A 25,854-nucleotide genomic window follows, 5' to 3' on the forward strand; every position below is an offset into this window, starting at 1 on the left:
TCGTAATTGTTTGTGTGGTAACTAACAATTTTACATGAGAATCTCTCTTTTTATTTAATTTTCATTGGAAGAAACTAGATAATCAACACGCGTGAATTTTTATATTCAGTGCCCTCGTAATATACAGACAGCATCTTTTAAAGCCGCTAAACACATTAAAAGGAGTTAATTCATTTTTGAGATTCTGATTTAAGAACCATGTTACAAATACATTCTATCTGGATTAAATGAACAAACACAACAAACAGAAATGGATGATGATATTCTGAAATTTACTAATGGTGCCCCAAAGGATGCAGTACGTGATTACATCAAACAATCTGTGGATAAAGGAAAAATTGATAAATCATGTTTATATAAATTTGATGATGGTACATTGAAGGCGGACTAAAAATCATCATTTCACAGCGTAGTAATTAAGAGCAAAGCCCAGGTACTCAGATTAAATTTTGAGCCTGGGCTTTTTGTGTTTATTCATCATATGGTCTAAACTTTTTGCGTAGCGTTTCGAGCTCATAACAGAGGAATGGCCAGCTGAGCCAAGGTTTCCTCTTCATTGGTTTACAAATATACATGAGCATGGAGTAGAAGTGATAAAAGAATTGCCACAAGAACAATGGCAGCAGATGGACTTGTTTAATATATAAGTGCTAACAGGAGGTTTAAAATGGTTTATAAAAATACTTCATACACCAATCGAGGAACGACTTTTGAACGTTTAATTATTATGGCAAACAACAAATATCGCAACTCAGGTATAGCGGATATACGAAAAGTACCTACGCCAATGCAAATTACTAAAGACAATGGACGTTTTGTCGAAGGGCGAAAAGAAAAAGCAGAATGGGTTGATTTTGCCGGAGTATATAAAGGAGGATCTATTACCTTCGATGCGAAGGAAATAAGCAATGCTAGTTTCCCTCTTGATAATTTATCGAATCACCAATATGAACTACTAGAATCATGGCATAAAAATAACGCATTTTCGTTTCTCCTTGTGAGTTTTCGTAAACCTAACTTCTGCCTTTTGAGGTGCTACAAATGAGCTGGGAAGCGGCTAAAAATGGCGGTCGAAAATCAATACCATACAAGACCTTTGAAAATGAGTGTATTGAGGTTAAGTCGAAGAATGGATATACGCTGCATTATTTGGATGCGTTAGTGGTATGACGCCTGAATACAGTTCGCAAGGAAGTTAAACAGCGTAGAGCTAGGCTAATCAATCAGCAGGACCACATAGCTTTTCTCGAGTGCAAAGCATGTCCGAAACGTAGAGCTTATGATCCTACTAAAAAGTGTGGGAGATGCAAGACTTATGGGCAACTACGGAGCATTGGGAAAGAGCTTGAGCAGATCAGTCGTTTACGTAGGTGGGGTAAGTGAAGATTTGAAAGAAATTGTTCATAAAAGGAGTTGTTAAATTTGAAAAAGTATAAATGTATAAAATCATTTGAAATAGAAATCTATGATGAACATGGTGCATCTACTGAAACTTATAAAACTATAAAAATCGGTTCTGAATAGTATGTAGATGACGTCCCATACAATATGATTGCTGGAGCTGATGCACTTCATTTAGTGGAATTAACAGGCAACCCAAATACTTTAAGTTGGATTGAAGTTTATGAGGAAACGATTCAAGAATATTTTAAAAAAGTAGAGCCTTTTGCTATGGACTATTGGCATATGTTTGACCAAAAAGAGCCGCTAGAAACACAAGAGGAACATGGGGAAACTGAATGGTTAAAAGATGATATGTCTAATCTTTAGTTAATGCACAGTTTGAAAAAGTTATTCTCTTTAACAGACACTGTAGCGACGGCGTTGCTCAGTATGATGCAATCTAAAATTAGAATCACAAAACCAAGGATTATTTTGATACCTACTGTTGTAGTAAACAATTTAATCATAAACACCACTCCCTTTTCGATAATTTTCGTTACAATGGGACCCTGGACAACAGTCTCTGGAAGGAGAGCCTGGCAAAAAGAACAAGTAAGGTAAACCTTAGCGTTGTTACACGCTACGGCAAACTAATGAACAATATGGGTTTTTTAGAGCGATTAAAACATCGCTCTAAAAAACTCATAATATCCTAAATTCATTGGCATAGCCCAAATGTAAAAACCAACTAGAGCCACGCAGACTAAAAGGTATTTATAAATTTTGTTGGGTAGTAGTTTTTCGAATATTAACGAAAAAACAACGATACATCCAATTTCAACAACCATAAGTATTATTACTGGCAGTATGATAAATAGCACACTTAATCCACCAGATGCAAAAGCCTTTAATAAGTCCATGTAATTACCTCATTATATATTATATGTAAATTATAACATAGAAAAAGCCGCAGCGTTTGCAGACGCTACAGCTCTTTAAGAGATGTTAAACCTTCATGCAAATTAATAATCATTTCTAATTATGGTTTATATTGATCGTCCTCAAATACCTGTTTTATATTTAGAAATATTCTTTTCTTTTTCAAAAATAGAAGTATTCTGTTCGTATTTTTTTGGATTAAATAGCTTTTCAAGCTGTTGTAACAACATATCGTGAGAAATATCATTTAAATTTTCGGACTCTTTCATGTTTTCTTGGGTTTGTTTAACCTCCCTAATAAGTAATCTAACTAATTTTTTTCCAATTGTTTTCACAATATATGTCCGTATATAACCATCTTCATATCTGATTTCAAGTTTAGGTTTGTTATTTTTTTCGTTTTCGTCTTCGTCTTTATGTATATCTTCAATTCCAAATAAATCTAAGAGACTTTCTGTTTTTATATTTTTATTTACCTCTGTTTTCAAATAATTTAATGTATTACCGGTTTGAATTTTCATTCATTATTCTCCTTAGAATTTAGTATTTTTATACCTTATTATAACCTTTAAAGTTAATAAATGGAGGTTTTATTATGAAAATTCGTTCAGTACTTTTAACATCGTTTGCTGATGCACAAGCATTAAGTAGCATTAAAGATCACACTGTTAAATTGCCCGAAATACAGGAGCTTAAACAAATTCGAAATTACTTAGAATAAAAGAAAAAGCCGCAGCGTCGATACACGCTACAGCTAAGAATTGGTTTATGCCCTTCTATTTAAGCTAGTCAGATTACAGCATTATAACACATAGGAGGGCAAAACTATGTTAAAAGAGAGAGCAATAGTTATTACACTAGATGCTTTAGATGCAATAATTACGGACTACCACTGGATGGTTAATGCTATCAATGAAATGCGTGCTGAAATGGTCGTTGGGGCAAAAACGGCTCAGGATAGTTACTCCTGGCTCAAGAACTGAAATCGTAAAGGCAAATATTGATATGGTTGTGAATGAAGTAGTAGAGCTTACTAAAAAAGAATCTCGCTTAAGTGAAAATATTAAAACTTATCAAGAGTTTGTAATTGAATTAAATAAAATGCTTTAATATCAGGCCTTCCACAGATTATTGTAGAGGGCTTTTATTATGCAGAAAAGGAGTGTGCAATATGGGAGGTATGGATTTGGAGTATTTAGAAGTAGCACATTTATATTTATTTGGTGGGGTGAAGTTTGTCGAATTGTTATTAGTGCTAATGGTATTGGACATTTTAACAGGCATCTTTAAGGCGGTTAAAAATACGAATTTATGGAGTCGAAAATCTTTATTTGGTTACGCAAGAAAATTATTAATTTTTATTGCTATTATCACAGCAAATATTATCGATCAAGTACTGTCATTAGATGGAACACTTACATTGCGACAGTGCTTTTTTATATAGCTAACGAAGCCTTATCAATTATTGAAAACATGGCTCAACTAGGTGTATTAGTTCCACGACAATTAGCTGAAAAGTTAAAAGTCATAGAAAATCAATCAGAAGAAAGTTTTACAAATGAAGTATTAAATGAATTAACAGGAAAAGACGTTGATAAAGAATTGAAAGCGAAAGAGGAAGGTGATAACAAATGAGATACTCATTTAAAAAGAATTTATTGCCTGCAAGTAAGTATCCTTTACACTATGACGCGACAATTCGTCACAGTACACAATACGGCTAACGATGCATCTGCTGAAAATGAAATCCGATATATGTTATCTAACAGCAATCAAGTATCCTACCATGTTGATGTGGACGATAAAGAAGTAATCCAGGCTATACCTTTTAACCGTAACGCTTGGCATTGTGGGGATTGACAAGGTAAAGGGAATCGACAAAGTATCGGTATTGAAATCTGTTACAGCAAAAGTGGTGGATCTCGTTATATTGCTGCAGAAGAAAATGCTGTCCATATATACCTAAGCTATTAAAGCAGTTTGGTTGGGGCATTGAGCAAGTGAAAAAGCACCAGGATTGGAACGGCAAATATTGCCCACATCGAATTTTAGGTGAAAAACGTTGAAATAGCTTTTTAAAGCGTATAGCAGATGCAATGAATAACAAAAACGAAGTGACTGAAAAGGATGATGATAAAATGAAATTTACGAATGAGACAACAAAAACTGCAGTACGTGATTACATCAAACAATCTGTAGATAAAAAGCTGATTGATAAGTCATGGCTTATATTTGATAAAGGTTATTTAACTGCAGGCGGTTTTGAAGGACTGAAAATCATCATTGCACAGCGTAGTAACTAAAATGTAAAGACCAAGAAGCTTAATAGCCTTCTTGGTCATTTTTAATTCATGATTAAAATGTTACATAACAATCTTCATCTCTGTCTGAGCAAAATATTGAAATTCTCTTATCTCGTGTTTTCCTTGTAAATTTTCTTTTACTATCTCTACATCTTTACCAAAAGTATGGAATGCGGTACTTTTAAATCTTATTAAATATGGACTTTCTTCAGATATAGAAGCATTTAGTATTTCTTTATCATCTTAGTGAAAATGAGCTCTCCATCCACTATAACAAATCAAATAAGTTCCATCGCCTCTTAGTCCGTATATAAGGAACAATGTTAACATTATCATTTATTGAAAATGATTTCACTTTACCTTACTCTTATGTAATAAATTTTAATTACATAGTGCATTTTAATGGGAAGTTCTGATTAAATACATAGAAATTTAAATACAGAGATTCATTCTACGTATACGAAATCATACGTATGGTAGTGTGAGAGGTCAGCTAGCCTCATATCATTAATTATGACAAACTCTCCATAACTTCTTGAATAAAAGAATCTCTATATTCAGAGTCAAAAATATAAACACCTTTTTCATGCGAAATTTGAAGTATCTCTTCAATCTTTGATGTATCATTCTCTTTAAAGGCTTGTTCTACATATTCTAAATCTTGCTTGAAATGTTGAATAAATGTATCCCCTTCTTTTTGGATAAATGCTGAAAAAAATGGATAAGATAATGATGTATCTGTTGGGATTATTATCGTTTCAATCATATATTTTAGACTTTTTAATGGAATATAAGAAATTTCTTTTTTAAATTCGAATTTTTCTATAAGAGGTAAAATTGCATTTACAAATCTTTGCATACCCTCGATGGCACTTACTTTTGTACCTTCTAAATCATTGCTCACAATAATTTTATTTACTATTTCAAATTGATTTTGATCTAACAAATTTTTTATATATAAAATTTCTTCTTTGAATTTAGTTCGTTCCTCTTTACTTATGCTTCGGTGATCAATAACTGCATCTTCTATCAGATCCCAGCCAATACCCTGGTAAAAATATGCTTCTATAAAATACTTTATTTCTTCTATAACTATCATATTTAGCGACTCCTTTTAGCTAGTATTCAATTAATGGTGCAGTAAAAATTATATAAAATCCTTCGTCCTGCAAGCCAGACTTTTCTAAAATAAGATAACTCTTTGTTAAGTCAGTATATTTTTGTTTTCCCTTTTTTGAAATACCATAGCCTATAGGGAATTGGTGAGTAGTCTCTAATCTCATACGTCTATGTGATTCACTGGAATCTTGCCATATCCATTCTGCGATTTCTTCGCTATGCATCATTAAAGTTTCATTTATAGCATTTATTGCTGTATCTCGATTATAAAAACACGTGATATCAGTAAATGAAATTCTTAATTTTCTTTTAAGTTCTTCATCCGTCAATTTACAAAACATTACTTCATTATTTGATATCATTTTTTCTCTCCCTTTAAAACTGATTAAAGAATATGTTAATAAATAAAAAATAAAACTTCAACGGTTGTAATTATTTTTTTACTATAGGGTAACTGGTTAATACAAAAAAACATATTCATTACTTGTATCTTTTTTTAACAGTATTTTTCCTGTATTAAGCTTATCAACATGTTTATATGTTTTCTTTTTTGCATCATATATGTATCCATCCCCTTAATTGCTAAAGGGGAGACAACTCGTTTAAAGATGTGTCGAAAACAACAGAAGAGAGTAAAGTTAGAGCTACTATTTCATTAGAAGGGGTATCTTTTTTATTTTGTACCGCTTCATTTAGTCTTAAGAACAGCCACAACCTTCCAAACTAAGGTTTAATATAAGAGCAACACTGACACTCCGATGAAATCTTCAATTTTCATAAGTAAATTACTAAAAATAAAAAGCAACCAAAGCAACATAAAAGCAACATAAAAGCAACCAAAATTCCGAAAGTAAGTGAATAACGGTGAAATCGAATCATTATACAATGTCGCAAAACCTTGCTATAATAACCTTTGCGAATACATATGAAAGAGGGTAAAAGCATGAACGCTTACGATGAATATAAGCGTTCATGCTTTTGCTTTATCTTAATACATCAAGAGTTAAAGAGGATAATTAAAGTGGAATTTTGAAAAAAGTCACATTTACTAAACATTTTTCTAGGGTTTCTTAGGAGACATGAAATGTATAAAAAGACAAGAATTACTGAACAACAAAAATAATATTTTTTAACTACACTTATTTTAACTGTAGTTATTCTTTATTTGCATATTAGGTTTTTAATAACATAATTACCAAGAAAAGGGATTTAGAGTAACACTCAATAAAGGTTTTGTGTATAAAATGATCATGAATTTTAAAAATATACTTAATAAAATGTATAGTGTCGACCTTAAACTATATGTATAATATTCTATAAACAGTAATTTATTCCTGTGAAATAAAGCAGTATCATCGGTAAGTTGAGTAATTATTCACAGTTACTCTATTGGAAGGAGTACTTTAAAATTGGAATTTTATATTTTGGAAAATGATAGGCCTTATACAACAACTAAACCAGTTATTTTCCTCGTACCAGATAATTGGAATGATTGGTTTGAATTTAGAACCTTATTTGGGATGTATTATGCCACATCGGAAAATGTTGAATGGATAGGTTCAGTTAAAATAGGGCAGAAAGGGTTGATGCAGAAACCTGACTCAGTTGAATATATTTCTCCAGATTTGCCAAAATCGTTTAATAATCTAATTCATGACTTTTTTTCAATTGGCCAGGATGTAAGTTATTATACTAATTTAAATAAATTAGGTGAAGATTTAAGGGTAGAAATATTAAAAGGGTTAAATGATATTGCTCTTAATGATGAAATTTATAAAGATGTAAAAAATGAATATGTATTGAGCAGATCCTTATTAAGGGATGTATCAAGAGTATCTGTTAAAGGTCAATATAGAAGATTGGCAAACGGAAATGCAAAACTAAGTGAATATTATTTTGAATATGAGCTACCAGATAATAATCTGGATTCTACTCTTACTTTGCATGTTGTGCCACATCAAATGCCCCCAATGAATATTCATGTTTTAATTGGTAGAAACGGTGTTGGTAAAACAAACCTAATTAGAAATTTGGTTAATTATGGAATGACCGATGATCTAAGTTACGGTAATATTTATACAGATGTAGAAGAAGAACTTTTTGCAGGCATTTTATTAGTGTCCTTTAGCTCTTTTGAAAATGAGAATGTTTATAGTGTAGATAATATTACAGGATTAAAATTTGATAGAATTGGTTTGGTAAAAAATGAGGGAGATAAGTATCTCCCAAAGACTTTTGATGATTTAGTTAAAGATTTTCAATTAAGTTTATATGGAATTAAGTCTTCAGGTAAAAGTTCGAGATGGAAAAGAACTATTGAAATGTTGAATAGTGATCCAATCTTCGATAGTATCGGGATTGAAGAATTAATTGAGGACCATTCTATTGATAAAGCTGAATTGGTATTTCAAAAATTAAGTTCTGGGCATAAAATTGTATTACTAACAATCACTCAATTAGTAGAAAAGGTTGAAGAGAGAACACTTGTAATTTTAGATGAACCTGAACTACACTTGCACCCTCCCTTACTTTCTGCCTTTACAAGGGCATTGTCTGAATTATTAATCACAAGAAATGCAGTAGCATTAATTGCAACGCATTCACCAGTAATTGTTCAGGAAGTACCTTCTGAATGTGTAAAAATTATGAACAGAAACAATAATTATGTTGATTTTGAATCACCAAATATTGAAACATTTGGTGAAAATATTGGGACCTTAACACGTGAAATATTTGGTTTAGAAGTTAGGGAATCTGGTTTTCATAGAATATTAACTGAATTTGTGAAAAAAGGGTTCTCTTACGACGAAATATTGGAAGAATTGGATGGGAAAATAGGACTTGAAGCCAAAACCTTAATTAGATCAATGTTATTTTCAAAAGGAGGGAATAGAGATGCGTAAACTCCCTCCTCCCACCCTATCTAGTAAAGAAGTTTTGATATCCTGCATAAGTAATATTATGGATAATACTTTATTTACTGATGTAAATTCCAATTTATCTTTATATGAATCTGCTGAGAAATCATACGAAAGAAAGGGAAGTACAGGTAATTTGCATACAATTCAGAGTCATAGTGATATAAATGGACAAATAACAAAAAATCAAATGATGTTTCTCTATAATAAAATGGTTAAAAAGGAAAATCCATCCAGGGATTTTTATGACATATTATTAGCTTCATCGAGAAAATGTCCTTTTTGCGGATATGGTAAAAGTACTACATTAGATCATTTTCTACCAAAATCCTCTTTTCCAATTTATGCTGTAACTCCGATAAATTTAGTCCCGTGTTGTAAAGATTGTAACACTACAAAACTTGCTAAAACTACAGATGAAGAACTTTTATTTCTTCATCCATATTTTGATAATGTTGATGATTCTCGATGGTTATACTGTGAGATCGGGATTTATCCAGAAACTGTAGGATTCCGATTCAAGGTTGTTAAACCGTCAAATTGGGATAAAGAAAAATTTGATAGAATGCAATATCATTTTGAAACTTTCAATTTAAATGATTTATTTATGAATTTTGCGACAGAAGAGTTTTCTGATAACTTATTTTATTTAAAGGACTTACATAATTCTTGTTTACAAAATGGTGCAACTTTTACTGAAGCTGCACTTGTGATAAAAGATGATTTGAATAGTAAATATATAAGTTGTCAATATAATTTGGTTAATCATTGGAAAACTGCAATGTATGATAGTCTTAGAAGTTCAGATGTATTTATAAACTGGTTAAAAAACTATTGATTATAAGTGAATATTGGCTATAACTAATTTTGTGAAGAAACTTCCTTTTATGTTTTTTGACTAACAATGCTTTGTTACTTTTTTAATAGTTTTGTAAACCTTAAATGCATTTTCTCAGTAGCGGTTGCTCGCATTCCAGATGTAATATGTAAATAAATCTTCGTTGTTGTATCAGAGTTTTTATGACCAACACGATTCATAATGAAATTCAAGTCCACACCAGCCTCTGCCAACAGACTAATATGTGTATGGCGGAGGATGTAGGTGCGGAATTGTTTTTGAATGTCAGTAAGAGCTCCAAGTCGTCGGACAGTTTGGTTAAGCATCTTGACAGTAGGGGGGATGCCTTCCTTGTCACCAAATACAAAATCGGATTTTATCCATTCACGATCTTCACGCCATTGATAGAGCTGTTTCAATTTCTCTACCACAATATCATCAATATCTATGGAGCGGATGCTGCCAAATGTTTTTGGGGGAGTGAGCTCGAAGTCACCTCGTATGCTTTTTTTTGCATACACGGTTTTGCTGATGTGAATAACATTCTTCTTTAGGTCGATATCCTCATACTTTAGAGCAACAGCTTCTCCTGGGCGCATACCTGTAAAGGCGATTGTGTAAATTAAAGTGCGATACATTATATTTCGATGCTTGTCCACGTAACTTAAAAATTCCTTCAATTCATCTGTTTCTAGATAAAGCTTTGCTGTCTCTTCAATAGTTACTTCCTCTAACGTCATTTTCTTCTTCGGGACAAATGTTGCTTCAACAGGATTCATCTCAATTAATCTAGTTTCCTTCGCATAGGCAAAAATCATTTTGGCTGCATTGTGGGTGCCACGCAGTGTATTAAATGCTGTGCCGTTTTCAAATAAGTGATTGAGGACACCTTGCAATTCAATAGTTGAGATGGCAGTCATCTTCTTTTTCGCTAAGTAACGATTGAGTAGGGAAATGCAGTAAGCACGCTGTTCATTAGTCGTTTCCTTATTTCCTTTCATTCGGTAGAGCTTTAGCCAATCCTGGCTAAATTCATCAAACGTTATCTTTGCATCAAAGGTATATGCTTTCTTTAACGCAGCAATCGCTTTTTCTACTCTTTCACGAGCCTCGCTTTTACTTTTACCACGACGTGTAATTTGGCGACGTTTACCAGTGGAAGGGTTACGAGGGCCTTCACCAGTACAACGCCAAGTTGTCTTATTAATTTGAACGAAATGCACTAGTTGTCACCACCTTCATGAATTACTTGCCAGATTGTTTTCAGTTTCTCAACGTCCTTTTCGTTACAGTCGGGTAAAGATTTATACCATTGCTGTAAAGAGGGGTTATGTGCAAACGGCGCTTTTAGTGATGGATTGTAATCCACATCATGCAAATAACCAGCAGCCTCAATCAGCTTCATGTAGTCATATTTATAGGCGATGGCGATTTGCTGTAGTGTTTCAGGTGTTGGCTTTAGCGGTTTACCTGTGCGTCGATCAGTGTCTTTTTCTAACATGGCCAAGTAAGAATACGTAATTTCCATTCTTTTTGCTGCATCCCGTAAGCCCTCATCACCACGAAGTTCTTTCAGTAATTCACCTAAACTCATTTCCTTCACCTTCATTTCATTTGTTTTGAATGCCTATTTATGTGCATGTCTATCTTTTAATGAATTTAAAACAGCTGCATCCCACAGTCTATTCCAACTCAGAATAATTGTTTGTTGCCTATGTATTGTTCCAATCGTTTTACTGCAAAATCGTATTCGACATTAAATAGTTGTTGTACATGTTGGATAGTGAGGGCATTATCAACAGATTGTTCTAGTTTATCCAGCATGAAAGAGGGAATACAAGCATGGTACATGAAGTTATTTGCCTTATTCTCTTGGTAATCACGGAATAGGGGAGACATACGCCCTTGATACCCAATGTGTAATATCACATGAGCAAGCTCATGGCAAAAATCTTGCCACTGTTGTTGCTTGGTAAGTAGCTCATTCAAAAATATGTATGCACGTTCCTTCAAAAAAAGAGCTTGGCTATTATCCGGCCAGTAAAACACTTGAATTTGAAGTTGCATTGCAATCGTTTGAAAATCTAGATTCTGAGGCGTTAGAATTCCCATACGATTGTAAAGCTCCTTAATTAAATTCTCAGTATACGTTGTGTAACTCATCCAAACATCTCCAATCAAAACAAATTTAGAACAAACGTTCTGTTTAAGTGTACAATAAAACCCTACTATTAGGAAGTAGGGTAAATTAAAAATTATTTTCATACCATATTATTTATATTTGTCTTTAAAAATTCTATAAAGCCATTGCCTTGATTTTGGAAATACTTTCCTAATGAGAAAACAAAAAACGCCATGATAGCAATTATTATAGAAGTTAAAAAAACTGAAGTATAAAATAGTCTACTTCTACTCGTTACAGATTTTTTTATGTTGTTGAATTTACCATCATCAAATAAATATTTATATTCATTTATTCTAGTATCAAATAGTTTTTTTGAAATCTTAATATTTATAGCTGAAAAAGAAATTACATATATTGTTGTAATTATTATTATTGCAGCAAAAAGGTATAATGCGTAACTGATATAGCTTAAATGCTGTACTCTAAATAGTGCTGCAAGTATAGAAGTTAAAACCGAAAGGAAAATACCGGAAAGCATTTTTATTAAAAGCTCGGTAATTTTATTTATTTCAAGAGAAATTTGATTTCCGGTATTTGTCACTAAGTCTTCTATCTTTTTTCTTTCCTCAACAAATGTTTTAATATTATCTTGAATAAAAAAGTTAAAATTCTCTTTTGTAGTACTTACAATACTCTGTAGGATTTTTAAAAAAGTTTCAATTTCGATTTCATCTTCACTACCATATAAAGAAGGAAATAGATTTTGAAATAATTTTAATTTGTCTTCAGTTTTTTCTGAATATATCCATTCATAGAACTCAAATATTAAGTCGTTATTCAGATCGTAGTCTAAATCCAAAAACAATTTTATTTTTTTTGGTCCTTGATAATGGAAAATAATTTTTTTCTCAACATATGCTGCCTCAGTGTATGAAGAAAGAAAGCTTAAACATAGCGTATAACACCATTTATTAAATATTTTATGGATAGAAAGCTCCTCAGAAGGTACGTATATCTGTTCAGGAATTAACGATAAGGTAGAAAATTCTCCTGAAGATAATTTTTTGAATTTATTATTACGGTTTTCAATTTCATCAATCATTGGTGAATTATATTCTTCTTCTGTAAAATCTTCGGTTAAATCAGAGATAAAAATAAAACCGTTGGTATATTTAATTGTGTTCTCATCGTTAATAATCAAAATTCGACTTCTGCTTTTATTAGAGAAAATATAGTTAGTAAAATTATCAAAACTAAGTTGATTTAGATGATTGAATAGATTGTCCGAGTTATAAAAAATTATTTGATTTATATCATCTTTTTTGAGTACAATATCAGATTTTTTTAAAGAAATAATAATACTTATGATTTCATTAGATAGTAACTTTATAAAGATTCCATCAATAGTATCTCTCTCATTTGGAATATGCACATTTTCATCATTATCAATATTTAAAGAGAAGGGAATCCCTAATTCAGTAAATAAATTATCAATTAAATCATTCAATTCGTTTTTATTGATTTTCTTTTGGAATTTTATTTCTAAACCGTCTTCACTTATATATGTAAAATCGTGAGTGCTAAGAGTATCTATTATTTTTTTTTCTCTTAGCATAACGCTCACTCCCATTTTTTTATTTCAAGTCCGGTAATTGTAATATCAGCAACTTCAATACCAGCAGAGTTTTTGTAAGATTTAATCTTAAATCTATCTGAATCATTATAGATGTTATTGTCAATAGTTAATTTGATACCGTTTAAAAAAATTTTCCTATTTCTTGAATACTTTTCCGCGATGGTTTTAGATTTATCAAATTCGGTTCTTTTTAAACCATTACTTTCGAATATTGATTTTACTTCGTTAAACTGTTCTTCAAATCCTTCTTCTCTGTCAAAAAAGTTTTCTGCAAAATTGTTAACATTAATCTTATCAACAGTTAAAACTTGACTAATAGCATAATCATAAATTTCTTTGGCTTTCTCTTGTGAAATATTTAATGAAGCATATTTACTCTTAATCTCTTGTGCACCTTTGATAAAAGCGATTGTATTAGAATCGGTATCCTCTATTAATTTTACATTCAAAAAACTATTTGAAAAGAATAATGAAGCTGCATTATCATCAATACTAGTTTGTCTATTTTGTCTATCTAACATTATTACATCGTATATAGTATCATCTTCTAAATGTAAATTAGATCTAATAAATGCTGCTTTTTGTAGTCTTGTACCAGCTTCAGGCCATGCATTATCTTTTTTCTCTATAGAAATTTTCTTTTTTCCTCCAATATCTTCAACTTTTGATAAATACTGATTTTTATAATCAAGCTTCAATAAAGCAATGTGTCTATTACCATTAATACTTATATCGGCTACTAATAAATCACCGGGTGATATTGCTTTATTTCCCATAAAAGAATATAGTCTTTTAGCTATCATATGAGAATATTCTATGAATGCAGCTTCACCATTAACAAATCTAGTAGTTTCACTATGTACAGTATTTTCAACAGCATTTATGTATTTTGTATATCTTATTTTTTTATCTGTTAAAGCATTCTTACTATGTAATTCTAAAACTTCTTTAAAATCATCTTCTAAATCTAGGGCAAATGAGGATAGTTCTAAGCCATCACTTACCTGGTTGTTTAGACGATGAATAATAGCATTATTTAAGGCGAAATTACTTATGGTTAACATGAAAAAACTCCTTCGTTTGTTAGTGATTAAATAGTCTTGAGTATATTTATCTATCTCTTGAATAAAAAAATAAAACCATTTATGTTTTAAATTTACATCTATTGTTGTTGTTAAGGACATGCCATTGCAGCATATCCTATTTTTTCTCGTTTTTTATGATTTCCCAAATGTTTCGTAGTTTACGAACTGCTTCCTCGTCGGATTCGGGAAGCTCTTTGTAAAAAACATTAAGTTCTGGATCGTTGGCGAAGGCTTGGAAAGCAGCTTCGTCTTTTTCTTGTGCTGTGAGAGCAGTGGTGTCTGTGCGGCCAAGAAGGTAGTCGGTGCTGACTTCGAATAAATCAGCAATTAAATTTACTGTATCTAATGGTGGAGTTTTAGTTCCATTTTCATAAGCTGTGTACGTAGTACGTGCTACTCCGATTTTATCTGCAGCATAACTCTGAGTCCATAAAGGATTAGAGCTTTTCTTTTTTTCTCGACAGGCTTTTAAACGCTTTGAAAAAGTATCCATTCAACCCATCCTTTCATCTTATTATTCATTCTAAATGTTTCTGTCAGTAACTTCTACGAATGTTCTTTAAAGTGTTACTTTTTTTATAAAAAATATTGACATGTTCCTGATAGTGACATAATATAGGGGTAAGAAAGTTACTTAAGAGAACTTTTGGAGGTGAATCATGAGGACTTGGCTTAAAGATATTCGATTGATGAAAAAAGCTACTCAAGAAGAAATAGCTGAACTATCGAATATTTCAAGAAGTTACTATACTCAAATTGAATTGGGTTTAAAAACGCCCAATGTTGATACAGCTAAAAAAATTGCTGTTGCATTAGGATTTGACTGGTCAAATTTTTTTAAAGATTAATGTTCCTTTTAGGAACATTGATGATTGGAGTAGGTGAGAATGATGGGTTAGCAAACTATTAAGGAATATTTATTAAAAAAGTTTCCGCTAAAGTTTTTACTTGGAAGAGGCTTATTTTATTAGGGGTATTTGGAGTTAGCGTGAGTTAGGGGAAGTGCAGTGAATTTCAGGTGAATATTAAATATTTTTCTAAAAGAGGTGAGAGGATGTTAAGCGAGGAGTTTAAAGCGGAGATTAAGCAAGAATTTCGTGAAATGGTACGAGAGGAATTGGAGAAAGCACTTGCCCCGAAGCCATTAATTAAAGAGCTCCCAATCTTGTTAACCCGCGATCAGTTGAAGGCGTTGTTTGATATTAAGGATACAAAGGCATCGGCATTATTGGGACGAGCGGATTTTCCTAAGTTTCACGAGGCAGGGAGGGTGTTAATCCCAACTAAAGCCTTGTTGCATTGGATTGATGAACACACGGAATGGGTGAATACGCATACCACGTACTTTAAATCCATTGTGTGATGCTTCATATAAAAATTTTATCGCACAACAACTGAATAGAGTATTCCAGTTTGGAATGTGGAAGGTGGTGAGAATATGAAAATAGGAGCCATTTTACAAGCATGCCGTGAACGTGCAGGGTTTTCACAGGAAGAAATGGCACATCGCATGAATCGTACACAACCATGTATTTCGAAATTTGAGAATGATAACAAGGTTCCTGATGCTTCGACCTTCTTGGATTGGTTTAAGCAAACCAACTCACAAGAAGTAGCTGTCGCATTCTTTATGGGGGTGGATGGACTTACTATCATGCAAACTTTGCTTCCGATTATCGGTGGATTTGCTTGTTGGTTTATTTGAAAAAAGGGGGGATTTTATTGATCAGAAAATTTGAAGTAGAAGTTGTTAGAACTGATAAATATGTAATCGAAATAGATGATGAAGTTATTAACGAAAAATGGATGGATGACTTCAGTCAAGTATTTTACGATTTCTATAAATTAGAAGAACATGCAAAACACATTGCTCAATTTAGAGCTAGATTTAACAACAGTCGTATGGATGCTGGATATATTGAAGGTTATGGCATGCCTTATTTGAATGGTCAGAAAAGTATTTTTGAAAAAAATGAGTCGATGCACCAACCCGCTATTAATATCCGAGTTGTTAGTGAAGATGATGATATAGAAATGGATGTTACTGAAATTTGATTACTTTATGTTACTGGTTAATTAAAAAGTAGTAGATATGTAGAGGTGAAAATAGATTGGAGAAAATCAAAGCATTTATGTCTTTTCTTGAAGAGTCTAAATTCAAGGAGCACAAGCTTGCTAATGCAAATTTAGATATGTGTTATTCAAAGTTCGACATGGATAAATTGTTAGCGATGTTAAAAGAAAAGCATGAAATGGCGAAAGCGGCAGGTATATTAGCTACCGATCTTTACGACGGAGTTTGCCATGTCCAAGTTATGTATGAGGACTTTGAGGTTTTAACAGCAGAGGTTAAGGAGATTCGCATTGAGCCTTCTTTATTCGAACCAATGAAAAGTGAATATCTATTTGCAGAAGTGGACGGTATTCATTTGGTGACTGTACGAAAAGTTGAGAATAAAAAAATGCAAGCGCGATGAGCACCTGCATCAAGATTGAACTGTAACTTTGGTCGGTGAACAGTTCAAAAATATAATAAAAACCTTGTCCCTTTATTATGGGCAAGAATTGTATATAAGTCAATAAAGGAGGAATTAACATGGAACAAGTTTTAGAAAAGCTCAGTACATTTTTAGCGCAGGAGGAAGAGTTGCTACGAGATTATGCGGTCGATGTGGCGGAGGCTTTCGATAGTTGTTTGTTTATGAGTAATCAAAAGGATTATTTGGCACAAAAGGGTCGAGTAAATGCACTTAAAGATGCTATCCAACTAGTGGAAGATTTAGAGAATCAATTGGAAGTTGTCTGATTTCGTTCTCGTCACAGGATTCATAAGCAACATGCTTGTGAGTCCGATGATGCGAATGCATCAGAAAGGCAGGTGGTCCGTGTGAAAATCAATGTGAAAGAATGGTTGGCAATGAAGCCAGTTGAGCGTTATATGAGCATCTACCGAGCCGCACGTCAAAATGACGCTACCCTTATAAGTGGGTATAAAAAAGGCTTACAAGCACTGGCATGCGAGTAAGCAGGTTAAGAAAAATACATTACCAAAATTATATCAAAAATCTAGTGAAGCAGCAAGAAAGGGGATAATACATGTTACCAGAAATCATTGTACATGACAGTGTACGTGTGTTGACAAGTTCTCAACTAGCGAAGTCGTTTAAAACGGATAGTAAGACGATCAATCGTAACTTTCAACGAAATCAGAATCAGTTTGAACTAGGTGTACATTATTTTGCACTAACAGGTGAAGATTTAAAAGCGTTTAAAGGTGAGCGTCAAAATGACGTAAACCTTAAATACGTTTCGGTGCTCTATCTTTGGACTGAAAAAGGAGCTTTTTTACATGCCCAATTTTCTAAGAGCAAGCAGGCTAAAGATGCTTATCGTGCACTCATTGATAGCTATTACACAATGTTAGACAAGCCGCAGAATGAACGAGCTCAAACTTTGGCAATTAGTCTAGTTGATTATCAAAAACTTGAAGGTAGGGTGACAACTTTGGAACAGAGATTACAAGAAGTTACATTGCATTCGGGTGAACAATTACGTTTGCGAAAAGAAGTGAATAAACGAGTTTTTGAACTGGCAGGGAACGAAAAGGATGCCAGAAGAGCACTATTTCGAGCAATATGGTCAGCCATTAAAGAACGCTATCAAGTTGGCTCTTATCGTGACGTTAAGCAACACGAATTACAGGACGCATTACGGTTTGTTGAACAGTGGGGAGCGAACAACTATGAATCTATTAATTAATGAACCCCCTTTGCAAGTGTTACCAACACTTGCTTCAGAAATTGGGTTAAACAGTGCAATCGTTTTACAACAAGTACATTATTGGTCGCGTGTATCAACTAATGTGCGTGATGGTCACAAATGGGTGTACAAAACTATAGATGAGTGGCATGAGGAGTTTCCTTTTTGGTCGAAACGTACATTAGAACGTGTTATTCAGAGTCTCGAAGACATAGAAATCCTTGTTGCTGGCAACTATAACAAACTTAAAATGGATCGTACAAAATGGTATCGAATTAAATACGAAACACTTCAAGAACTGCATGAAAAAGCAAAGCGACAAAATGACGGAATGCAAACCGACAAAATGACGGATTCCAAAACGACAAATTGTCAGATAGGAAACCGACAAAATGACGTGAACGTTTCCGACAAAATGGCGGTACCAATAACCAGAGAATACACAGAGACTACTACAGAGAATACACAGAGAAAAGGGAACAGTCGCAAACGAGTTTACGACGAATCTTCTGTGCATTACCAATTAGCTAATAGACTCTATCAAAAAATATTGATTGATGACCCAAGCTTTAAACAACCAAACATGAATACTTGGGCTGATAGTATGCGCTTGATGATGGAACAGGATAACAGAACTGTTGAACAAATCGAATATCTAATAGATTGGTCACAAGCCAATGCATTTTGGAAAACTAATATTCTCTCAACAAAAAAGCTACGTGAAAAGGCAACAACACTTATACGCCAAATTAAAGCTGATAAAGCTAAATCTAATGCAACTACATCGAGCTACCGTAAAGGGCGTCAAGAAGTTGTACCTGATTGGTTCCACAAACGTAATGAAGAAAACTCAAGTTCAGTAGAGGTCAGTCAAGAAATAGATTTTGAAGCCGAACGTCAAAAAATATTAGAAAAGTTAGGGAGTGCTAAAGAGAGTGCGAAATGAATTAGTTTTTATTCTCCACTTAATGACAGGGTATTCAGAGCAATACCTTGATAAATTGTCAGACGAAGAACTGAATCGTATGTATGATGCTCAAATGGAAAAGAGCATGAATGAGAGCGTGGTGTAAGCAGTGGGTAATCATTTTTATGGACGTAAAGTGGTCAATGCAGTTACGCAACACGACTTGCAAAAGAAGGTTATTGACAATGAAAAACGACAATGGCGTATGGTTGGCAAATTCACAAGACATCACTACAGCGGTCATTGGTGCTGCGTGATGGAGAGACAATCAAAAGTAACCCAAAAATAATAATACGAAAGAGGGAGTATTAAATGAACTTAAATAAAATGGTGATGGATAGTTTAGCAAAAATGCAATCAGAAGGAAAGGTTCAGGAGATTGTAGAAAAGCACGTTGAATCAACTGTTAATGATGTTGTAAAGGACTTATTTGGAAGTTGGAGTGACTTCTCTAAAGACCTTAAATCTAAAGCTAAAGAAGCACTACAAATCAATTTTAATGATTTAAATTTATCAACATACAATCATTTAATCTTACAGGCTATTAAGGACAAATTAGATGACGAGATTACAAATCAAGGTGTTGCTAAAATTAAAAATCAAATTGAAGGTTTGCTATCTGACTCGAAACGAGAGTACAAATTATCAGAAATTGTTAAAGAGTTAAAAGAGGAAATTGAAGATTTAGATGAACTTGGTTATGAAAAATACCATGAAATGACACTTCACATAGACAAGCCTTACGGAGCGTGGTGGATTGCATTAGATGCTAGAGAAGATATTAGTGAATACAATTGCAAGTACAGATTGCACGTAGATGAAAGTGGAAAAGTTTATTCGGTCAAAATCAATGAGGAAGGTTTTGGAGGAAGTCGCTCAATTGATGAATTTGACATTAAAGCTGTTATGAAAGGTCTAAGTGGACTGGAAGAAACATTATTCAAAATTTATGCGAGTGGTGCAAAGTTAATCATTGATGAAGAAGATGTTGAATTAGAAATATCAAATCCTGAATATGATTGATTCCTAAATGTAGATGGAGGGAAGTTGTATGAGTAGCAGAATTGAGCTTTTAAAGCAGCAAAATGCTTTACACAATCAGCACTGTGTTATTTGTCCAAATCGATATGATCGTAATGCAAAAAGCTGCAAAAAGTGTGACATCTTCATAAAGTTCAATGAGATTGGTAAGAGTTTGTTAAACCTAAACCAACACCATGATGCACAAGAACAGCGTAAAAAAAATAAGGATGACATATTAGCGGAATCAATGACTGAGCACGGCATGGTTTTAACGATAGATCGGTACTTGGATTTGCAAGAGATGGGTTTGAAAAACTATCAAATAGCAGAGCATTACGGCATTACTATTCAAGAACTAAATGAGTGGAAGATATGGCAAGGGATAACTGACAAACGTGGTCCAGTGTCTAAAAAGGATTTAGTATGCAGCAGTTAAACATCTTTGATTACCCAATAGTGCCTAAAAATGCCGCTATTCAAAAGCATGATAGGGTGAAACTTAAACTTTTAGATGAATCCATTGATTGGGAAATTCATAATTACAGGAAATATTATTGTGAGAATTTGATAGGAAAAATCGGAATAGTAGTTGAAGTGAAGAAAAGCACAGTGACGGTACAATTTGCCGAGGAAGTAAGTTTATGTGATGTTCGTGAATTGGAATGGATAGCGTAGAGCTACGGTTGCAGCCGTAGCCCTACAATTAAGCCTCTCGCTTAAATCACTACAGCAATTATAACAGGGAGGGGCTTATATGGGCAATATGGTTAATCTGGGTGCGTTAGATGATGGAGTATACATCGTACAACAAGGGGCAGTTGTAGAGATTTTAGAGCCTAAAGAGTACGGGCAAGATTCTATCCAGTGGCAGCATGGCAAGGTGTTCGAAGTGAGTGAGAGCAAGCGTAGACGTGTTGGGGCAGTTAAAAAATAGAAAGATAATACCACGCATTACGTCAAAAATATAAAGCTACGGCAGCAACCGTAGCTTTTAAATTTAGTTCATCCCTTATGATTCACAGAACAATTATAGCAAAGGGGGTGTTCATACGAGAATCCGAAGATTTTTCTTTTATTTATTTCTAATCAAGCAAGAAATCTAAAAGCTTTTATCAAGAAATGATTAATCTTTTCTCTATAAAATAACGCTATAAAACCACTCATTAAAGAGGAGATGCCTAAAGGAAGCGAACGGCGATATTTTATTGCTTCAGACGTATTAGTGACAACTTGATTTGTTGAATTATCAAGATACTCTTCCGGATTGAAAGAATGGAGAGATAGTGAAGGATTATCAGTTGCAAATGTTATAGGTTCTGTGATGGTTTCATAAGTTTCGAGGTATGAGTTATAGAGAGAAAGTGGACCTCCAATTAACTCTGCGCCTATGAAAATTAATAAAGTAATAATAGGATATGTTATTAAATTGGCTTTTTTCATTGTATTTCCTCCTTGTAAGTGTTGATAGTATATCTACGAATCGGAATACAAAAAGTTTTAAAAAATTAAATAATTTCTATAAGAAAAAAATGTGCAGGAGAAAGGAGAATTAATTTGGGTAAATATTTTGAAACAAAGCACGATGCTTATAATTTGAAATTTAAAGAACATGAGGTTTTCGAAGGTAAGTTGGTTGTAGTAGATGAATCAGATACACCATTTATATGGCTCGATAAAGAGACTGGAAAGGTAAGTTTCGGAGGTGCTTACTTCCACTTGTACAAGGAGCAAAGATTGTTAGAAACTTTACAAGAATTTGTAGAAGTAGCCGTAAATTTAGTAAATGAAACAGAAGGTTGTGATCATAAAACAGCTTTCCAACGTTGTTTGCAAAAATTTGATGAAGTAGAGAAAGACTTTGAAATTAAGCAAATGAAAGTATACCGTATGGACGATTATCAGTGGATTGCACACTACTCTGAGGAAGAGGCTTTAGCTTTTTATCATGACCAATCAGGTGTCCCTATGGATGATTTAAAGCAAGCATTTGATGATTGGGGAGAAGTACCACTAACAGATACAATGTTTTGGGATGTAAGTGACATCACAGATGAAGAAGCAAATATGGCTGGTGTGGACTATGAAGGGCAAACTGAATTCGGTGAATGTTATCAAGTAACATTCGATTGGGTGTTACAAAATCGAGCTCATTTATACCCTGGCTATATTGCTTGTACGGGATGTTAAGTTACTGAACATCATGAGGAAATGAAGAGGCAAAGGACAATTAAATATAAGCCTTTACGGAAAATACCGGAGGCACTAACTGACAGGTTAATAACCTGTTTAGTTGGTGTCTCTTTTTATTTTATTAAAGGAGTGGATGACATGAGGACGTTACAAACAGAGTTGGTACAAAAGGGATTAAGTAAAAAAGTCGAAAGGCAAGCGTCAAAAAGACGCCAACCTAATAAGCAGATGAGTCAAAAAGAAATAGAAGAATTAATGGGAGTAAGGCGTAGCACTTACAAGAGAGTAAATGGAGCATTTAGACAGAAAGGGTGATTATAAATGAAAGTCGTTCAGCCGATACGTGATCCAGAAAAGGTAAATGCAATGCTTCAATATTTAAAAAGCATAAATGAAAGAGATTATATGTTGTTCTATATCGGTATAAGTGCTGGTCTTCGTATATCCGACATGTTACAGCTTCGAAAAGAAGATGTTCAATACGCTCATATAGATATTGTGGAAAAAAAGACAAACAAACCAAAACGATTCACTTTTCCACCATATATAAGGAAAGATGTTCAACGCTATATACAATGTTTGAGTGAAGGTGAGTATCTATTTAGAAGTAGACAAGGTGACAATCGGCCAATCGATAGATCAACAGCCTATCGAATCTTACGTAAAGCAGCAGAGGAATGTGGAATAAGAGAAATAGGGACTCATACATTACGCAAAACATTTGGTTATCATTTCTATTTAAAGTCAAAAGACATAGTAGCATTACAAGCTTTATTCAATCACTCTTCACCAGAAACAACATTGAGATATGTAGGAATCAATCAAGATGTATTAGATAAAGCAATGGACAATTTTAAACCTGATTGGGTGAAATGATTAAACAATTTCTTTTTTATTTATACAGTACAACATAAAAAAGAGTAGCGTGTACTCATATTAAGAAGTGGCTTGAAGCATTGATAATACAGAGTTTGTGATAAAGGACGAGTGCACCAGTCTATTTATTGAAGTGCGGTAGAGGGGGGCAAATGTAAGAATGACTATTGATGAAGCAAGAGAGCAAATAAAGAGGTTAGAGGACTATATCGAAATGGTTGAAGGGTATGTTCCAGAAACGTTCGAGCAACATGCTATTAAGCTTTATGTCTTGCATGAACATGTAGCAAGAGTAGCTAAAATGTTGAATGAATTAGGTTTTCGTATTGGTAAACGAAAAGTAATTGGAACGGACGTATCGGATATTTTAAGGGACAAGCCAATAGATGAATTACACGAGCTGGCAGTGAAGTTATTTAAACAAAACAAGAAAATAGTTAAGGGGCGAGTATAAATGGAAATCATGAAGAACTATGCAGATTTATTACGCATTATAGATATTGTAAAAGCTGAAATTGAAATGCTTGAGGTTGATAAGAAATATTGGATTGGCAAGAATGAGCATTTACCATTTTCCTCAATAGGTGCAGCGAAGTATGGGCTTGATGTAGCTTCACAACGAACAGATCGTTTGAATGGACGCATTGCTTCACTTGAAGAAAAGCTAGAACACTATCAAGCAATTGAAAAAGAGATTCGTGAAAACGTAGAAAAGCTTGAAGGATTAGAATATAAAATTGCTAAATTGCGTTTTATTGATGGTCTGACATATCAAGAGATTGCTGATAAGTTAGGATATTCTTATGGCTATATTCGTAAGGTAGTGTCACAAGGTAACAAAGAGGTAACAACGGCACTTGTCAAAGCGTGATATATTTACAGATGAAGAAACAGGCAATACCAACTAAATAGACGTTTGCGGAAACGTCAACACTATAGAGAGGCTACTAAATTGGTAGTCTTTTTTTATATCAGATTTGTATTATTGGCATAGCTTTCCATTTATCCTATGATAGATAGGTAGATGGGAGGTGATTATATGTCTATACAAAAAGGTTTTTACGGTATTTCTAACCAAGGCGTTTATGTAACTGGTGATGAATTTATCTGGGAATATAAATATTTTTACCATGGGGATACTGATGAAGTTCATTTTATTGCAAAAGAATTTCATACAGGAGCTACAATTAATAAACCATTAGTAACTAAAGGTAATTTAAGTCCTGAGATTGAAGAAATACTTAAAACAGAATCAGAACTTTTAAAAGTGAAGTAAAATATGAAGTCACATCTAACAAGGTGTGGCTTTTTATTATGAATTGTAATCATCGGATAAGAGCCAAATTTATAGGAGTGTAGTCATTATTTCATTCCCATGATACTATCTATTTAGTAAATTATGGGGGTATTGTAGTGAATAAAAGTGAGAATTTATTAGTGAAATTTTTGATAGCATTAGCTGCATTAACAATAGGTGTAGTGATTGTTCTTACTATTATTGCATTTCAAATAGGTGTTAATGAACTTGAAAAACCTAATAGAATTGCTATTGTTAGTGGCTTGTTAAGCATGGTTGGTGGCATAGCTGGGGCATTTGGTGCATATTTTGTTGCTACATATCAAATGAATAAGCAAATAGAACACGAGAAGAAAAAAGAAGAAATACAAAGAAAAGAAAGTATTTTACACAATTTAGTAATTCTAAAACGTTTAAATGATGAAGCAATGGAATTTGTTAGATTTTTTACTGAACAACATTCTTTTCCTTACCAGGATAGTGAATTGCGTACAAATCTAAAATTTAGAGAGAAAGACCTTTTTTGGATAGTTAATAATGTTAATAGCATTAACTATGAGATATTAAGAGAGGGATACATTACCGATTATTTAAAATTTAGTAGGGAAATAAATAACATGTATATTGATATTGAAGGATTAGAAGGAATTTCAGATAGTTATTTGGCAGGAAAAGTAATAGGATTACGAAAGATAATATTGGAAAGAAATGAGAACCTCGTATTATTTGATAGGTACTTAAAAAGTCATATAAATATTATTCAAAAACAAATTGAAGATTTAGTTTAGAAATAGTCACATTACTATAATGTGGCTTTTTATTATGCCTTGAGAGGTGGTGTGTTGCATGCATAAAACCGTATCCAAAAGCGTGCATAGAGCTAGAAAGCAACGATATAAAAGATTACGGAAATTACGTAAAGCACGTGATATAGCTAGTCAGGATGCAGTATTGATAAGACGTCGCAAGAAAGAAGTTTGGAAGTTAAAAGATATAGTTACACATTTTCAACATAGAGAACCTTATTTATTCCTAGATGATTTAGCGAAAGAGATATTTGATGCTAATGGTATTTGGTTGTATCGAGCACCTAAACCACCAAGTAGACCAGTTGTAGCTAAAAAATAAATTGTGGAGGGATGGACAATGAATGCCATTCAAATTCTAGAAGAACAAAAAATAAATCTAGAAAAGAAAGTTGTACGATTGGATGAACGTATCGAACGAGCAAGGATTGAAGTAGCAGAATGTACAAGCGAACGTAATCAAACACTAACAGCGTTACAAGATGTTGAATCAGCTATAGCAAAGTTAACTGAATCAGAACTGCCAACACGATTAGAAGGTAGTGAGTAGGATTGGTTAAAGAAGCACGTAAACAAGAACTGATACAGCA

40 protein-coding genes and 3 pseudogenes are annotated in these 25,854 nt (G+C 33.3%); 32 read left to right on the forward strand and 11 right to left on the reverse strand.

Annotated elements, in window-relative coordinates; translation table 11 throughout:
- Positions 1–727: 727 nt before the first annotated feature.
- Both ACFXN8_RS21630 and ACFXN8_RS21635 read left to right on the forward strand, forming a co-directional pair.
- Positions 728–1,170: pseudogene (locus ACFXN8_RS21630) on the forward strand (Holliday junction resolvase RecU).
- 378 nt (positions 1,171–1,548) lie between these two features.
- The gene (locus tag ACFXN8_RS21635; RefSeq protein ID WP_386847597.1) at positions 1,549–1,770 is read left to right on the forward strand and encodes a hypothetical protein; all 222 of its coding nucleotides are present in this window, start codon (positions 1,549–1,551) and stop codon (positions 1,768–1,770) included.
- Positions 1,771–2,063: 293 nt separating this feature from the next.
- On the opposite strand, the gene ACFXN8_RS21640 is transcribed toward ACFXN8_RS21635, so the two are convergent.
- The gene (locus ACFXN8_RS21640; protein ID WP_386847598.1) at positions 2,064–2,303 is read right to left on the reverse strand and encodes a hypothetical protein; all 240 of its coding nucleotides are present in this window, start codon (positions 2,301–2,303) and stop codon (positions 2,064–2,066) included.
- A 141-nt stretch (positions 2,304–2,444) separates the two neighbouring features.
- The gene (locus tag ACFXN8_RS21645; RefSeq protein WP_386847599.1) at positions 2,445–2,843 is read right to left on the reverse strand and encodes a hypothetical protein; all 399 of its coding nucleotides are present in this window, start codon (positions 2,841–2,843) and stop codon (positions 2,445–2,447) included.
- Between the two features lie 74 nt (positions 2,844–2,917).
- Between ACFXN8_RS21645 and ACFXN8_RS21650 the strand changes: the two genes are divergently transcribed.
- The 5 genes and pseudogenes from ACFXN8_RS21650 (at position 2,918) to ACFXN8_RS21670 (ending at position 4,625) form a co-directional block, all read left to right on the forward strand.
- Entirely contained in the window at positions 2,918–3,043 is a 126-nt protein-coding gene (locus tag ACFXN8_RS21650) for a hypothetical protein (RefSeq protein ID WP_386847600.1), read from the forward strand.
- Between the two features lie 106 nt (positions 3,044–3,149).
- The gene (locus ACFXN8_RS21655; RefSeq protein ID WP_386847601.1) at positions 3,150–3,305 is read left to right on the forward strand and encodes a hypothetical protein; all 156 of its coding nucleotides are present in this window, start codon (positions 3,150–3,152) and stop codon (positions 3,303–3,305) included.
- 188 nt (positions 3,306–3,493) lie between these two features.
- Positions 3,494–3,957: pseudogene (locus tag ACFXN8_RS21660) on the forward strand (phage holin family protein).
- Positions 3,954–4,385, forward strand: a pseudogene (locus tag ACFXN8_RS21665) (peptidoglycan recognition protein family protein); the annotation flags it as partial. The pseudogenes ACFXN8_RS21660 and ACFXN8_RS21665, both read left to right, overlap by 4 nt.
- A 75-nt stretch (positions 4,386–4,460) precedes the next feature.
- Positions 4,461–4,625 carry a hypothetical protein gene (locus ACFXN8_RS21670; protein WP_386847602.1) on the forward strand — a complete coding sequence of 55 codons (165 nt, stop codon included), beginning with the start codon at positions 4,461–4,463 and terminating at the stop codon, positions 4,623–4,625.
- Between the two features lie 511 nt (positions 4,626–5,136).
- Here ACFXN8_RS21670 and ACFXN8_RS21675 read toward each other — a convergent pair.
- Positions 5,137–5,724: a hypothetical protein gene (locus tag ACFXN8_RS21675; protein WP_386847603.1), complete on the reverse strand. Its 588-nt coding sequence runs from the start codon at positions 5,722–5,724 to the stop codon at positions 5,137–5,139.
- A 19-nt stretch (positions 5,725–5,743) separates the two neighbouring features.
- Positions 5,744–6,106: an RNase A-like domain-containing protein gene (locus tag ACFXN8_RS21680; RefSeq protein ID WP_386847604.1), complete on the reverse strand. Its 363-nt coding sequence runs from the start codon at positions 6,104–6,106 to the stop codon at positions 5,744–5,746.
- 1,047 nt (positions 6,107–7,153) lie between these two features.
- Here ACFXN8_RS21680 and ACFXN8_RS21685 point away from each other — a divergent pair.
- Both ACFXN8_RS21685 and ACFXN8_RS21690 read left to right on the forward strand, forming a co-directional pair.
- On the forward strand, positions 7,154–8,647 hold the full coding sequence (locus tag ACFXN8_RS21685) for an ATP-dependent nuclease (RefSeq protein WP_386847605.1): 1,494 nt from the start codon (positions 7,154–7,156) through the stop codon (positions 8,645–8,647).
- Positions 8,640–9,500 (forward strand): HNH endonuclease, encoded by an 861-nt coding sequence (locus ACFXN8_RS21690; RefSeq protein ID WP_386847606.1) that lies wholly within the window; start codon positions 8,640–8,642, stop codon positions 9,498–9,500. Before ACFXN8_RS21685 ends, ACFXN8_RS21690 begins: the two co-directional genes overlap by 8 nt.
- Before the next feature lie 74 nt (positions 9,501–9,574).
- Here ACFXN8_RS21690 and ACFXN8_RS21695 read toward each other — a convergent pair whose 3' ends face one another.
- The 6 genes from ACFXN8_RS21695 to ACFXN8_RS21720 all read right to left on the reverse strand — a co-directional run bounded on the left by ACFXN8_RS21695 (position 9,575) and on the right by ACFXN8_RS21720 (position 14,839).
- Complete coding sequence (locus ACFXN8_RS21695) at positions 9,575–10,723, reverse strand: tyrosine-type recombinase/integrase (protein WP_386847607.1); 1,149 nt, start codon at positions 10,721–10,723, stop codon at positions 9,575–9,577.
- Positions 10,723–11,094: a helix-turn-helix domain-containing protein gene (locus tag ACFXN8_RS21700; protein ID WP_386847608.1), complete on the reverse strand. Its 372-nt coding sequence runs from the start codon at positions 11,092–11,094 to the stop codon at positions 10,723–10,725. The genes ACFXN8_RS21695 and ACFXN8_RS21700 overlap by 1 nt, the downstream gene beginning before the upstream one ends.
- A gap of 98 nt (positions 11,095–11,192) precedes the next feature.
- On the reverse strand, positions 11,193–11,663 hold the full coding sequence (locus tag ACFXN8_RS21705; RefSeq protein ID WP_386847609.1) for an ImmA/IrrE family metallo-endopeptidase: 471 nt from the start codon (positions 11,661–11,663) through the stop codon (positions 11,193–11,195).
- A 98-nt stretch (positions 11,664–11,761) separates the two neighbouring features.
- Positions 11,762–13,240 carry a hypothetical protein gene (locus ACFXN8_RS21710; protein WP_386847610.1) on the reverse strand — a complete coding sequence of 493 codons (1,479 nt, stop codon included), beginning with the start codon at positions 13,238–13,240 and terminating at the stop codon, positions 11,762–11,764.
- Between the two features lie 5 nt (positions 13,241–13,245).
- Positions 13,246–14,325, reverse strand: a complete 1,080-nt coding sequence (locus ACFXN8_RS21715; RefSeq protein ID WP_386847611.1) for a nucleoid-associated protein — start codon at positions 14,323–14,325, stop codon at positions 13,246–13,248.
- 136 nt (positions 14,326–14,461) lie between these two features.
- On the reverse strand, positions 14,462–14,839 hold the full coding sequence (locus tag ACFXN8_RS21720) for a helix-turn-helix domain-containing protein (protein WP_386847612.1): 378 nt from the start codon (positions 14,837–14,839) through the stop codon (positions 14,462–14,464).
- A 166-nt stretch (positions 14,840–15,005) separates the two neighbouring features.
- Here ACFXN8_RS21720 and ACFXN8_RS21725 point away from each other — a divergent pair, with 166 nt between their 5' ends.
- The 14 genes from ACFXN8_RS21725 (at position 15,006) to ACFXN8_RS21790 (ending at position 21,029) form a co-directional block, all read left to right on the forward strand.
- Positions 15,006–15,194 carry a helix-turn-helix transcriptional regulator gene (locus tag ACFXN8_RS21725; RefSeq protein WP_386847613.1) on the forward strand — a complete coding sequence of 63 codons (189 nt, stop codon included), beginning with the start codon at positions 15,006–15,008 and terminating at the stop codon, positions 15,192–15,194.
- 206 nt (positions 15,195–15,400) lie between these two features.
- Positions 15,401–15,709: a DNA-binding protein gene (locus ACFXN8_RS21730; protein ID WP_386847614.1), complete on the forward strand. Its 309-nt coding sequence runs from the start codon at positions 15,401–15,403 to the stop codon at positions 15,707–15,709.
- 75 nt (positions 15,710–15,784) lie between these two features.
- Positions 15,785–16,051, forward strand: a complete 267-nt coding sequence (locus ACFXN8_RS21735) for a helix-turn-helix domain-containing protein (protein WP_036164188.1) — start codon at positions 15,785–15,787, stop codon at positions 16,049–16,051.
- Between the two features lie 17 nt (positions 16,052–16,068).
- Positions 16,069–16,401, forward strand: coding sequence for a hypothetical protein (locus tag ACFXN8_RS21740; protein ID WP_386847615.1), 333 nt, complete (start codon positions 16,069–16,071; stop codon positions 16,399–16,401).
- Positions 16,402–16,457: 56 nt separating this feature from the next.
- Positions 16,458–16,823 carry a hypothetical protein gene (locus tag ACFXN8_RS21745; RefSeq protein WP_386847616.1) on the forward strand — a complete coding sequence of 122 codons (366 nt, stop codon included), beginning with the start codon at positions 16,458–16,460 and terminating at the stop codon, positions 16,821–16,823.
- 119 nt (positions 16,824–16,942) lie between these two features.
- Positions 16,943–17,152 (forward strand): hypothetical protein, encoded by a 210-nt coding sequence (locus ACFXN8_RS21750; RefSeq protein WP_386847617.1) that lies wholly within the window; start codon positions 16,943–16,945, stop codon positions 17,150–17,152.
- An 81-nt stretch (positions 17,153–17,233) separates the two neighbouring features.
- A complete protein-coding gene (locus ACFXN8_RS21755) occupies positions 17,234–17,371 on the forward strand; it encodes a hypothetical protein (RefSeq protein ID WP_386847618.1) in 138 nt (45 codons plus the stop codon).
- Positions 17,372–17,442: 71 nt separating this feature from the next.
- Positions 17,443–18,105, forward strand: a complete 663-nt coding sequence (locus ACFXN8_RS21760) for an ORF6N domain-containing protein (RefSeq protein ID WP_386847619.1) — start codon at positions 17,443–17,445, stop codon at positions 18,103–18,105.
- Positions 18,089–19,051: a hypothetical protein gene (locus ACFXN8_RS21765; protein WP_386847620.1), complete on the forward strand. Its 963-nt coding sequence runs from the start codon at positions 18,089–18,091 to the stop codon at positions 19,049–19,051. The genes ACFXN8_RS21760 and ACFXN8_RS21765 overlap by 17 nt, the downstream gene beginning before the upstream one ends.
- The gene (locus ACFXN8_RS21770; RefSeq protein ID WP_370079089.1) at positions 19,041–19,178 is read left to right on the forward strand and encodes a hypothetical protein; all 138 of its coding nucleotides are present in this window, start codon (positions 19,041–19,043) and stop codon (positions 19,176–19,178) included. The genes ACFXN8_RS21765 and ACFXN8_RS21770 overlap by 11 nt, the downstream gene beginning before the upstream one ends.
- A 206-nt stretch (positions 19,179–19,384) precedes the next feature.
- On the forward strand, positions 19,385–20,095 hold the full coding sequence (locus tag ACFXN8_RS21775; RefSeq protein ID WP_386847621.1) for a hypothetical protein: 711 nt from the start codon (positions 19,385–19,387) through the stop codon (positions 20,093–20,095).
- Positions 20,096–20,123: 28 nt separating this feature from the next.
- A complete protein-coding gene (locus ACFXN8_RS21780) occupies positions 20,124–20,531 on the forward strand; it encodes a hypothetical protein (protein WP_386847622.1) in 408 nt (135 codons plus the stop codon).
- A complete protein-coding gene (locus ACFXN8_RS21785) occupies positions 20,519–20,770 on the forward strand; it encodes a hypothetical protein (protein ID WP_386847623.1) in 252 nt (83 codons plus the stop codon). Before ACFXN8_RS21780 ends, ACFXN8_RS21785 begins: the two co-directional genes overlap by 13 nt.
- Positions 20,771–20,849: 79 nt before the next feature.
- Entirely contained in the window at positions 20,850–21,029 is a 180-nt protein-coding gene (locus ACFXN8_RS21790) for a hypothetical protein (protein WP_386847624.1), read from the forward strand.
- Positions 21,030–21,181: 152 nt separating this feature from the next.
- Here ACFXN8_RS21790 and ACFXN8_RS21795 read toward each other — a convergent pair whose 3' ends face one another.
- A complete protein-coding gene (locus tag ACFXN8_RS21795; RefSeq protein ID WP_386847625.1) occupies positions 21,182–21,535 on the reverse strand; it encodes a hypothetical protein in 354 nt (117 codons plus the stop codon).
- 114 nt (positions 21,536–21,649) lie between these two features.
- Between ACFXN8_RS21795 and ACFXN8_RS21800 the strand changes: the two genes are divergently transcribed.
- From ACFXN8_RS21800 to ACFXN8_RS21840, 9 genes are all read left to right on the forward strand, one after another.
- Positions 21,650–22,282: a hypothetical protein gene (locus tag ACFXN8_RS21800; RefSeq protein WP_386847626.1), complete on the forward strand. Its 633-nt coding sequence runs from the start codon at positions 21,650–21,652 to the stop codon at positions 22,280–22,282.
- 141 nt (positions 22,283–22,423) lie between these two features.
- Entirely contained in the window at positions 22,424–22,600 is a 177-nt protein-coding gene (locus ACFXN8_RS21805) for a hypothetical protein (protein ID WP_386847627.1), read from the forward strand.
- A gap of 6 nt (positions 22,601–22,606) precedes the next feature.
- Positions 22,607–23,161: a site-specific integrase gene (locus tag ACFXN8_RS21810; RefSeq protein ID WP_386847628.1), complete on the forward strand. Its 555-nt coding sequence runs from the start codon at positions 22,607–22,609 to the stop codon at positions 23,159–23,161.
- A gap of 160 nt (positions 23,162–23,321) precedes the next feature.
- On the forward strand, positions 23,322–23,615 hold the full coding sequence (locus tag ACFXN8_RS21815) for a hypothetical protein (RefSeq protein WP_386847629.1): 294 nt from the start codon (positions 23,322–23,324) through the stop codon (positions 23,613–23,615).
- Positions 23,616–24,032 carry a sigma factor-like helix-turn-helix DNA-binding protein gene (locus ACFXN8_RS21820; protein ID WP_386847630.1) on the forward strand — a complete coding sequence of 139 codons (417 nt, stop codon included), beginning with the start codon at positions 23,616–23,618 and terminating at the stop codon, positions 24,030–24,032. It begins immediately after the preceding gene.
- Positions 24,033–24,200: 168 nt separating this feature from the next.
- Entirely contained in the window at positions 24,201–24,437 is a 237-nt protein-coding gene (locus tag ACFXN8_RS21825) for a hypothetical protein (protein WP_386847631.1), read from the forward strand.
- 137 nt (positions 24,438–24,574) lie between these two features.
- Positions 24,575–25,246: a hypothetical protein gene (locus ACFXN8_RS21830; RefSeq protein ID WP_386847632.1), complete on the forward strand. Its 672-nt coding sequence runs from the start codon at positions 24,575–24,577 to the stop codon at positions 25,244–25,246.
- Between the two features lie 58 nt (positions 25,247–25,304).
- A complete protein-coding gene (locus tag ACFXN8_RS21835) occupies positions 25,305–25,586 on the forward strand; it encodes a hypothetical protein (RefSeq protein WP_386847633.1) in 282 nt (93 codons plus the stop codon).
- An 18-nt stretch (positions 25,587–25,604) separates the two neighbouring features.
- Positions 25,605–25,814, forward strand: a complete 210-nt coding sequence (locus ACFXN8_RS21840) for a hypothetical protein (protein WP_386847634.1) — start codon at positions 25,605–25,607, stop codon at positions 25,812–25,814.
- Positions 25,815–25,854: the final 40 nt, after the last annotated feature.

Origin of the sequence: Lysinibacillus sp. NPDC059133 (genome assembly GCF_042755925.1) — a bacterium.
In the GTDB taxonomy this organism is placed as follows: Bacteria; Bacillota; Bacilli; order Bacillales_A; family Planococcaceae; genus Lysinibacillus.

Coding starts and splice junctions, on each gene's coding strand:
- ACFXN8_RS21815 (WP_386847629.1), top strand. CDS start 23,322: ATGACTATTGATGAAGCAAGAGAGCAAATAAAGAGGTTAGAGGACTAT.
- ACFXN8_RS21790 (WP_386847624.1), top strand. CDS start 20,850: ATGGGCAATATGGTTAATCTGGGTGCGTTAGATGATGGAGTATACATC.
- ACFXN8_RS21795 (WP_386847625.1), bottom strand. CDS start 21,535: ATGAAAAAAGCCAATTTAATAACATATCCTATTATTACTTTATTAATT.
- ACFXN8_RS21780 (WP_386847622.1), top strand. CDS start 20,124: ATGAGTAGCAGAATTGAGCTTTTAAAGCAGCAAAATGCTTTACACAAT.
- ACFXN8_RS21730 (WP_386847614.1), top strand. CDS start 15,401: ATGTTAAGCGAGGAGTTTAAAGCGGAGATTAAGCAAGAATTTCGTGAA.
- ACFXN8_RS21825 (WP_386847631.1), top strand. CDS start 24,201: ATGTCTATACAAAAAGGTTTTTACGGTATTTCTAACCAAGGCGTTTAT.
- ACFXN8_RS21650 (WP_386847600.1), top strand. CDS start 2,918: ATGAAAATTCGTTCAGTACTTTTAACATCGTTTGCTGATGCACAAGCA.
- ACFXN8_RS21655 (WP_386847601.1), top strand. CDS start 3,150: ATGTTAAAAGAGAGAGCAATAGTTATTACACTAGATGCTTTAGATGCA.
- ACFXN8_RS21750 (WP_386847617.1), top strand. CDS start 16,943: ATGGAACAAGTTTTAGAAAAGCTCAGTACATTTTTAGCGCAGGAGGAA.
- ACFXN8_RS21820 (WP_386847630.1), top strand. CDS start 23,616: ATGGAAATCATGAAGAACTATGCAGATTTATTACGCATTATAGATATT.
- ACFXN8_RS21675 (WP_386847603.1), bottom strand. CDS start 5,724: ATGATAGTTATAGAAGAAATAAAGTATTTTATAGAAGCATATTTTTAC.
- ACFXN8_RS21765 (WP_386847620.1), top strand. CDS start 18,089: ATGAATCTATTAATTAATGAACCCCCTTTGCAAGTGTTACCAACACTT.
- ACFXN8_RS21705 (WP_386847609.1), bottom strand. CDS start 11,663: ATGAGTTACACAACGTATACTGAGAATTTAATTAAGGAGCTTTACAAT.
- ACFXN8_RS21775 (WP_386847621.1), top strand. CDS start 19,385: ATGAACTTAAATAAAATGGTGATGGATAGTTTAGCAAAAATGCAATCA.
- ACFXN8_RS21640 (WP_386847598.1), bottom strand. CDS start 2,303: ATGGACTTATTAAAGGCTTTTGCATCTGGTGGATTAAGTGTGCTATTT.
- ACFXN8_RS21840 (WP_386847634.1), top strand. CDS start 25,605: ATGAATGCCATTCAAATTCTAGAAGAACAAAAAATAAATCTAGAAAAG.
- ACFXN8_RS21760 (WP_386847619.1), top strand. CDS start 17,443: ATGTTACCAGAAATCATTGTACATGACAGTGTACGTGTGTTGACAAGT.
- ACFXN8_RS21805 (WP_386847627.1), top strand. CDS start 22,424: ATGAGGACGTTACAAACAGAGTTGGTACAAAAGGGATTAAGTAAAAAA.
- ACFXN8_RS21810 (WP_386847628.1), top strand. CDS start 22,607: ATGAAAGTCGTTCAGCCGATACGTGATCCAGAAAAGGTAAATGCAATG.
- ACFXN8_RS21720 (WP_386847612.1), bottom strand. CDS start 14,839: ATGGATACTTTTTCAAAGCGTTTAAAAGCCTGTCGAGAAAAAAAGAAA.
- ACFXN8_RS21785 (WP_386847623.1), top strand. CDS start 20,519: ATGCAGCAGTTAAACATCTTTGATTACCCAATAGTGCCTAAAAATGCC.
- ACFXN8_RS21635 (WP_386847597.1), top strand. CDS start 1,549: ATGATTGCTGGAGCTGATGCACTTCATTTAGTGGAATTAACAGGCAAC.
- ACFXN8_RS21680 (WP_386847604.1), bottom strand. CDS start 6,106: ATGATATCAAATAATGAAGTAATGTTTTGTAAATTGACGGATGAAGAA.
- ACFXN8_RS21715 (WP_386847611.1), bottom strand. CDS start 14,325: ATGTTAACCATAAGTAATTTCGCCTTAAATAATGCTATTATTCATCGT.
- ACFXN8_RS21725 (WP_386847613.1), top strand. CDS start 15,006: ATGAGGACTTGGCTTAAAGATATTCGATTGATGAAAAAAGCTACTCAA.
- ACFXN8_RS21710 (WP_386847610.1), bottom strand. CDS start 13,240: ATGCTAAGAGAAAAAAAAATAATAGATACTCTTAGCACTCACGATTTT.
- ACFXN8_RS21645 (WP_386847599.1), bottom strand. CDS start 2,843: ATGAAAATTCAAACCGGTAATACATTAAATTATTTGAAAACAGAGGTA.
- ACFXN8_RS21735 (WP_036164188.1), top strand. CDS start 15,785: ATGAAAATAGGAGCCATTTTACAAGCATGCCGTGAACGTGCAGGGTTT.
- ACFXN8_RS21670 (WP_386847602.1), top strand. CDS start 4,461: ATGAAATTTACGAATGAGACAACAAAAACTGCAGTACGTGATTACATC.
- ACFXN8_RS21835 (WP_386847633.1), top strand. CDS start 25,305: ATGCATAAAACCGTATCCAAAAGCGTGCATAGAGCTAGAAAGCAACGA.
- ACFXN8_RS21700 (WP_386847608.1), bottom strand. CDS start 11,094: ATGAGTTTAGGTGAATTACTGAAAGAACTTCGTGGTGATGAGGGCTTA.
- ACFXN8_RS21690 (WP_386847606.1), top strand. CDS start 8,640: ATGCGTAAACTCCCTCCTCCCACCCTATCTAGTAAAGAAGTTTTGATA.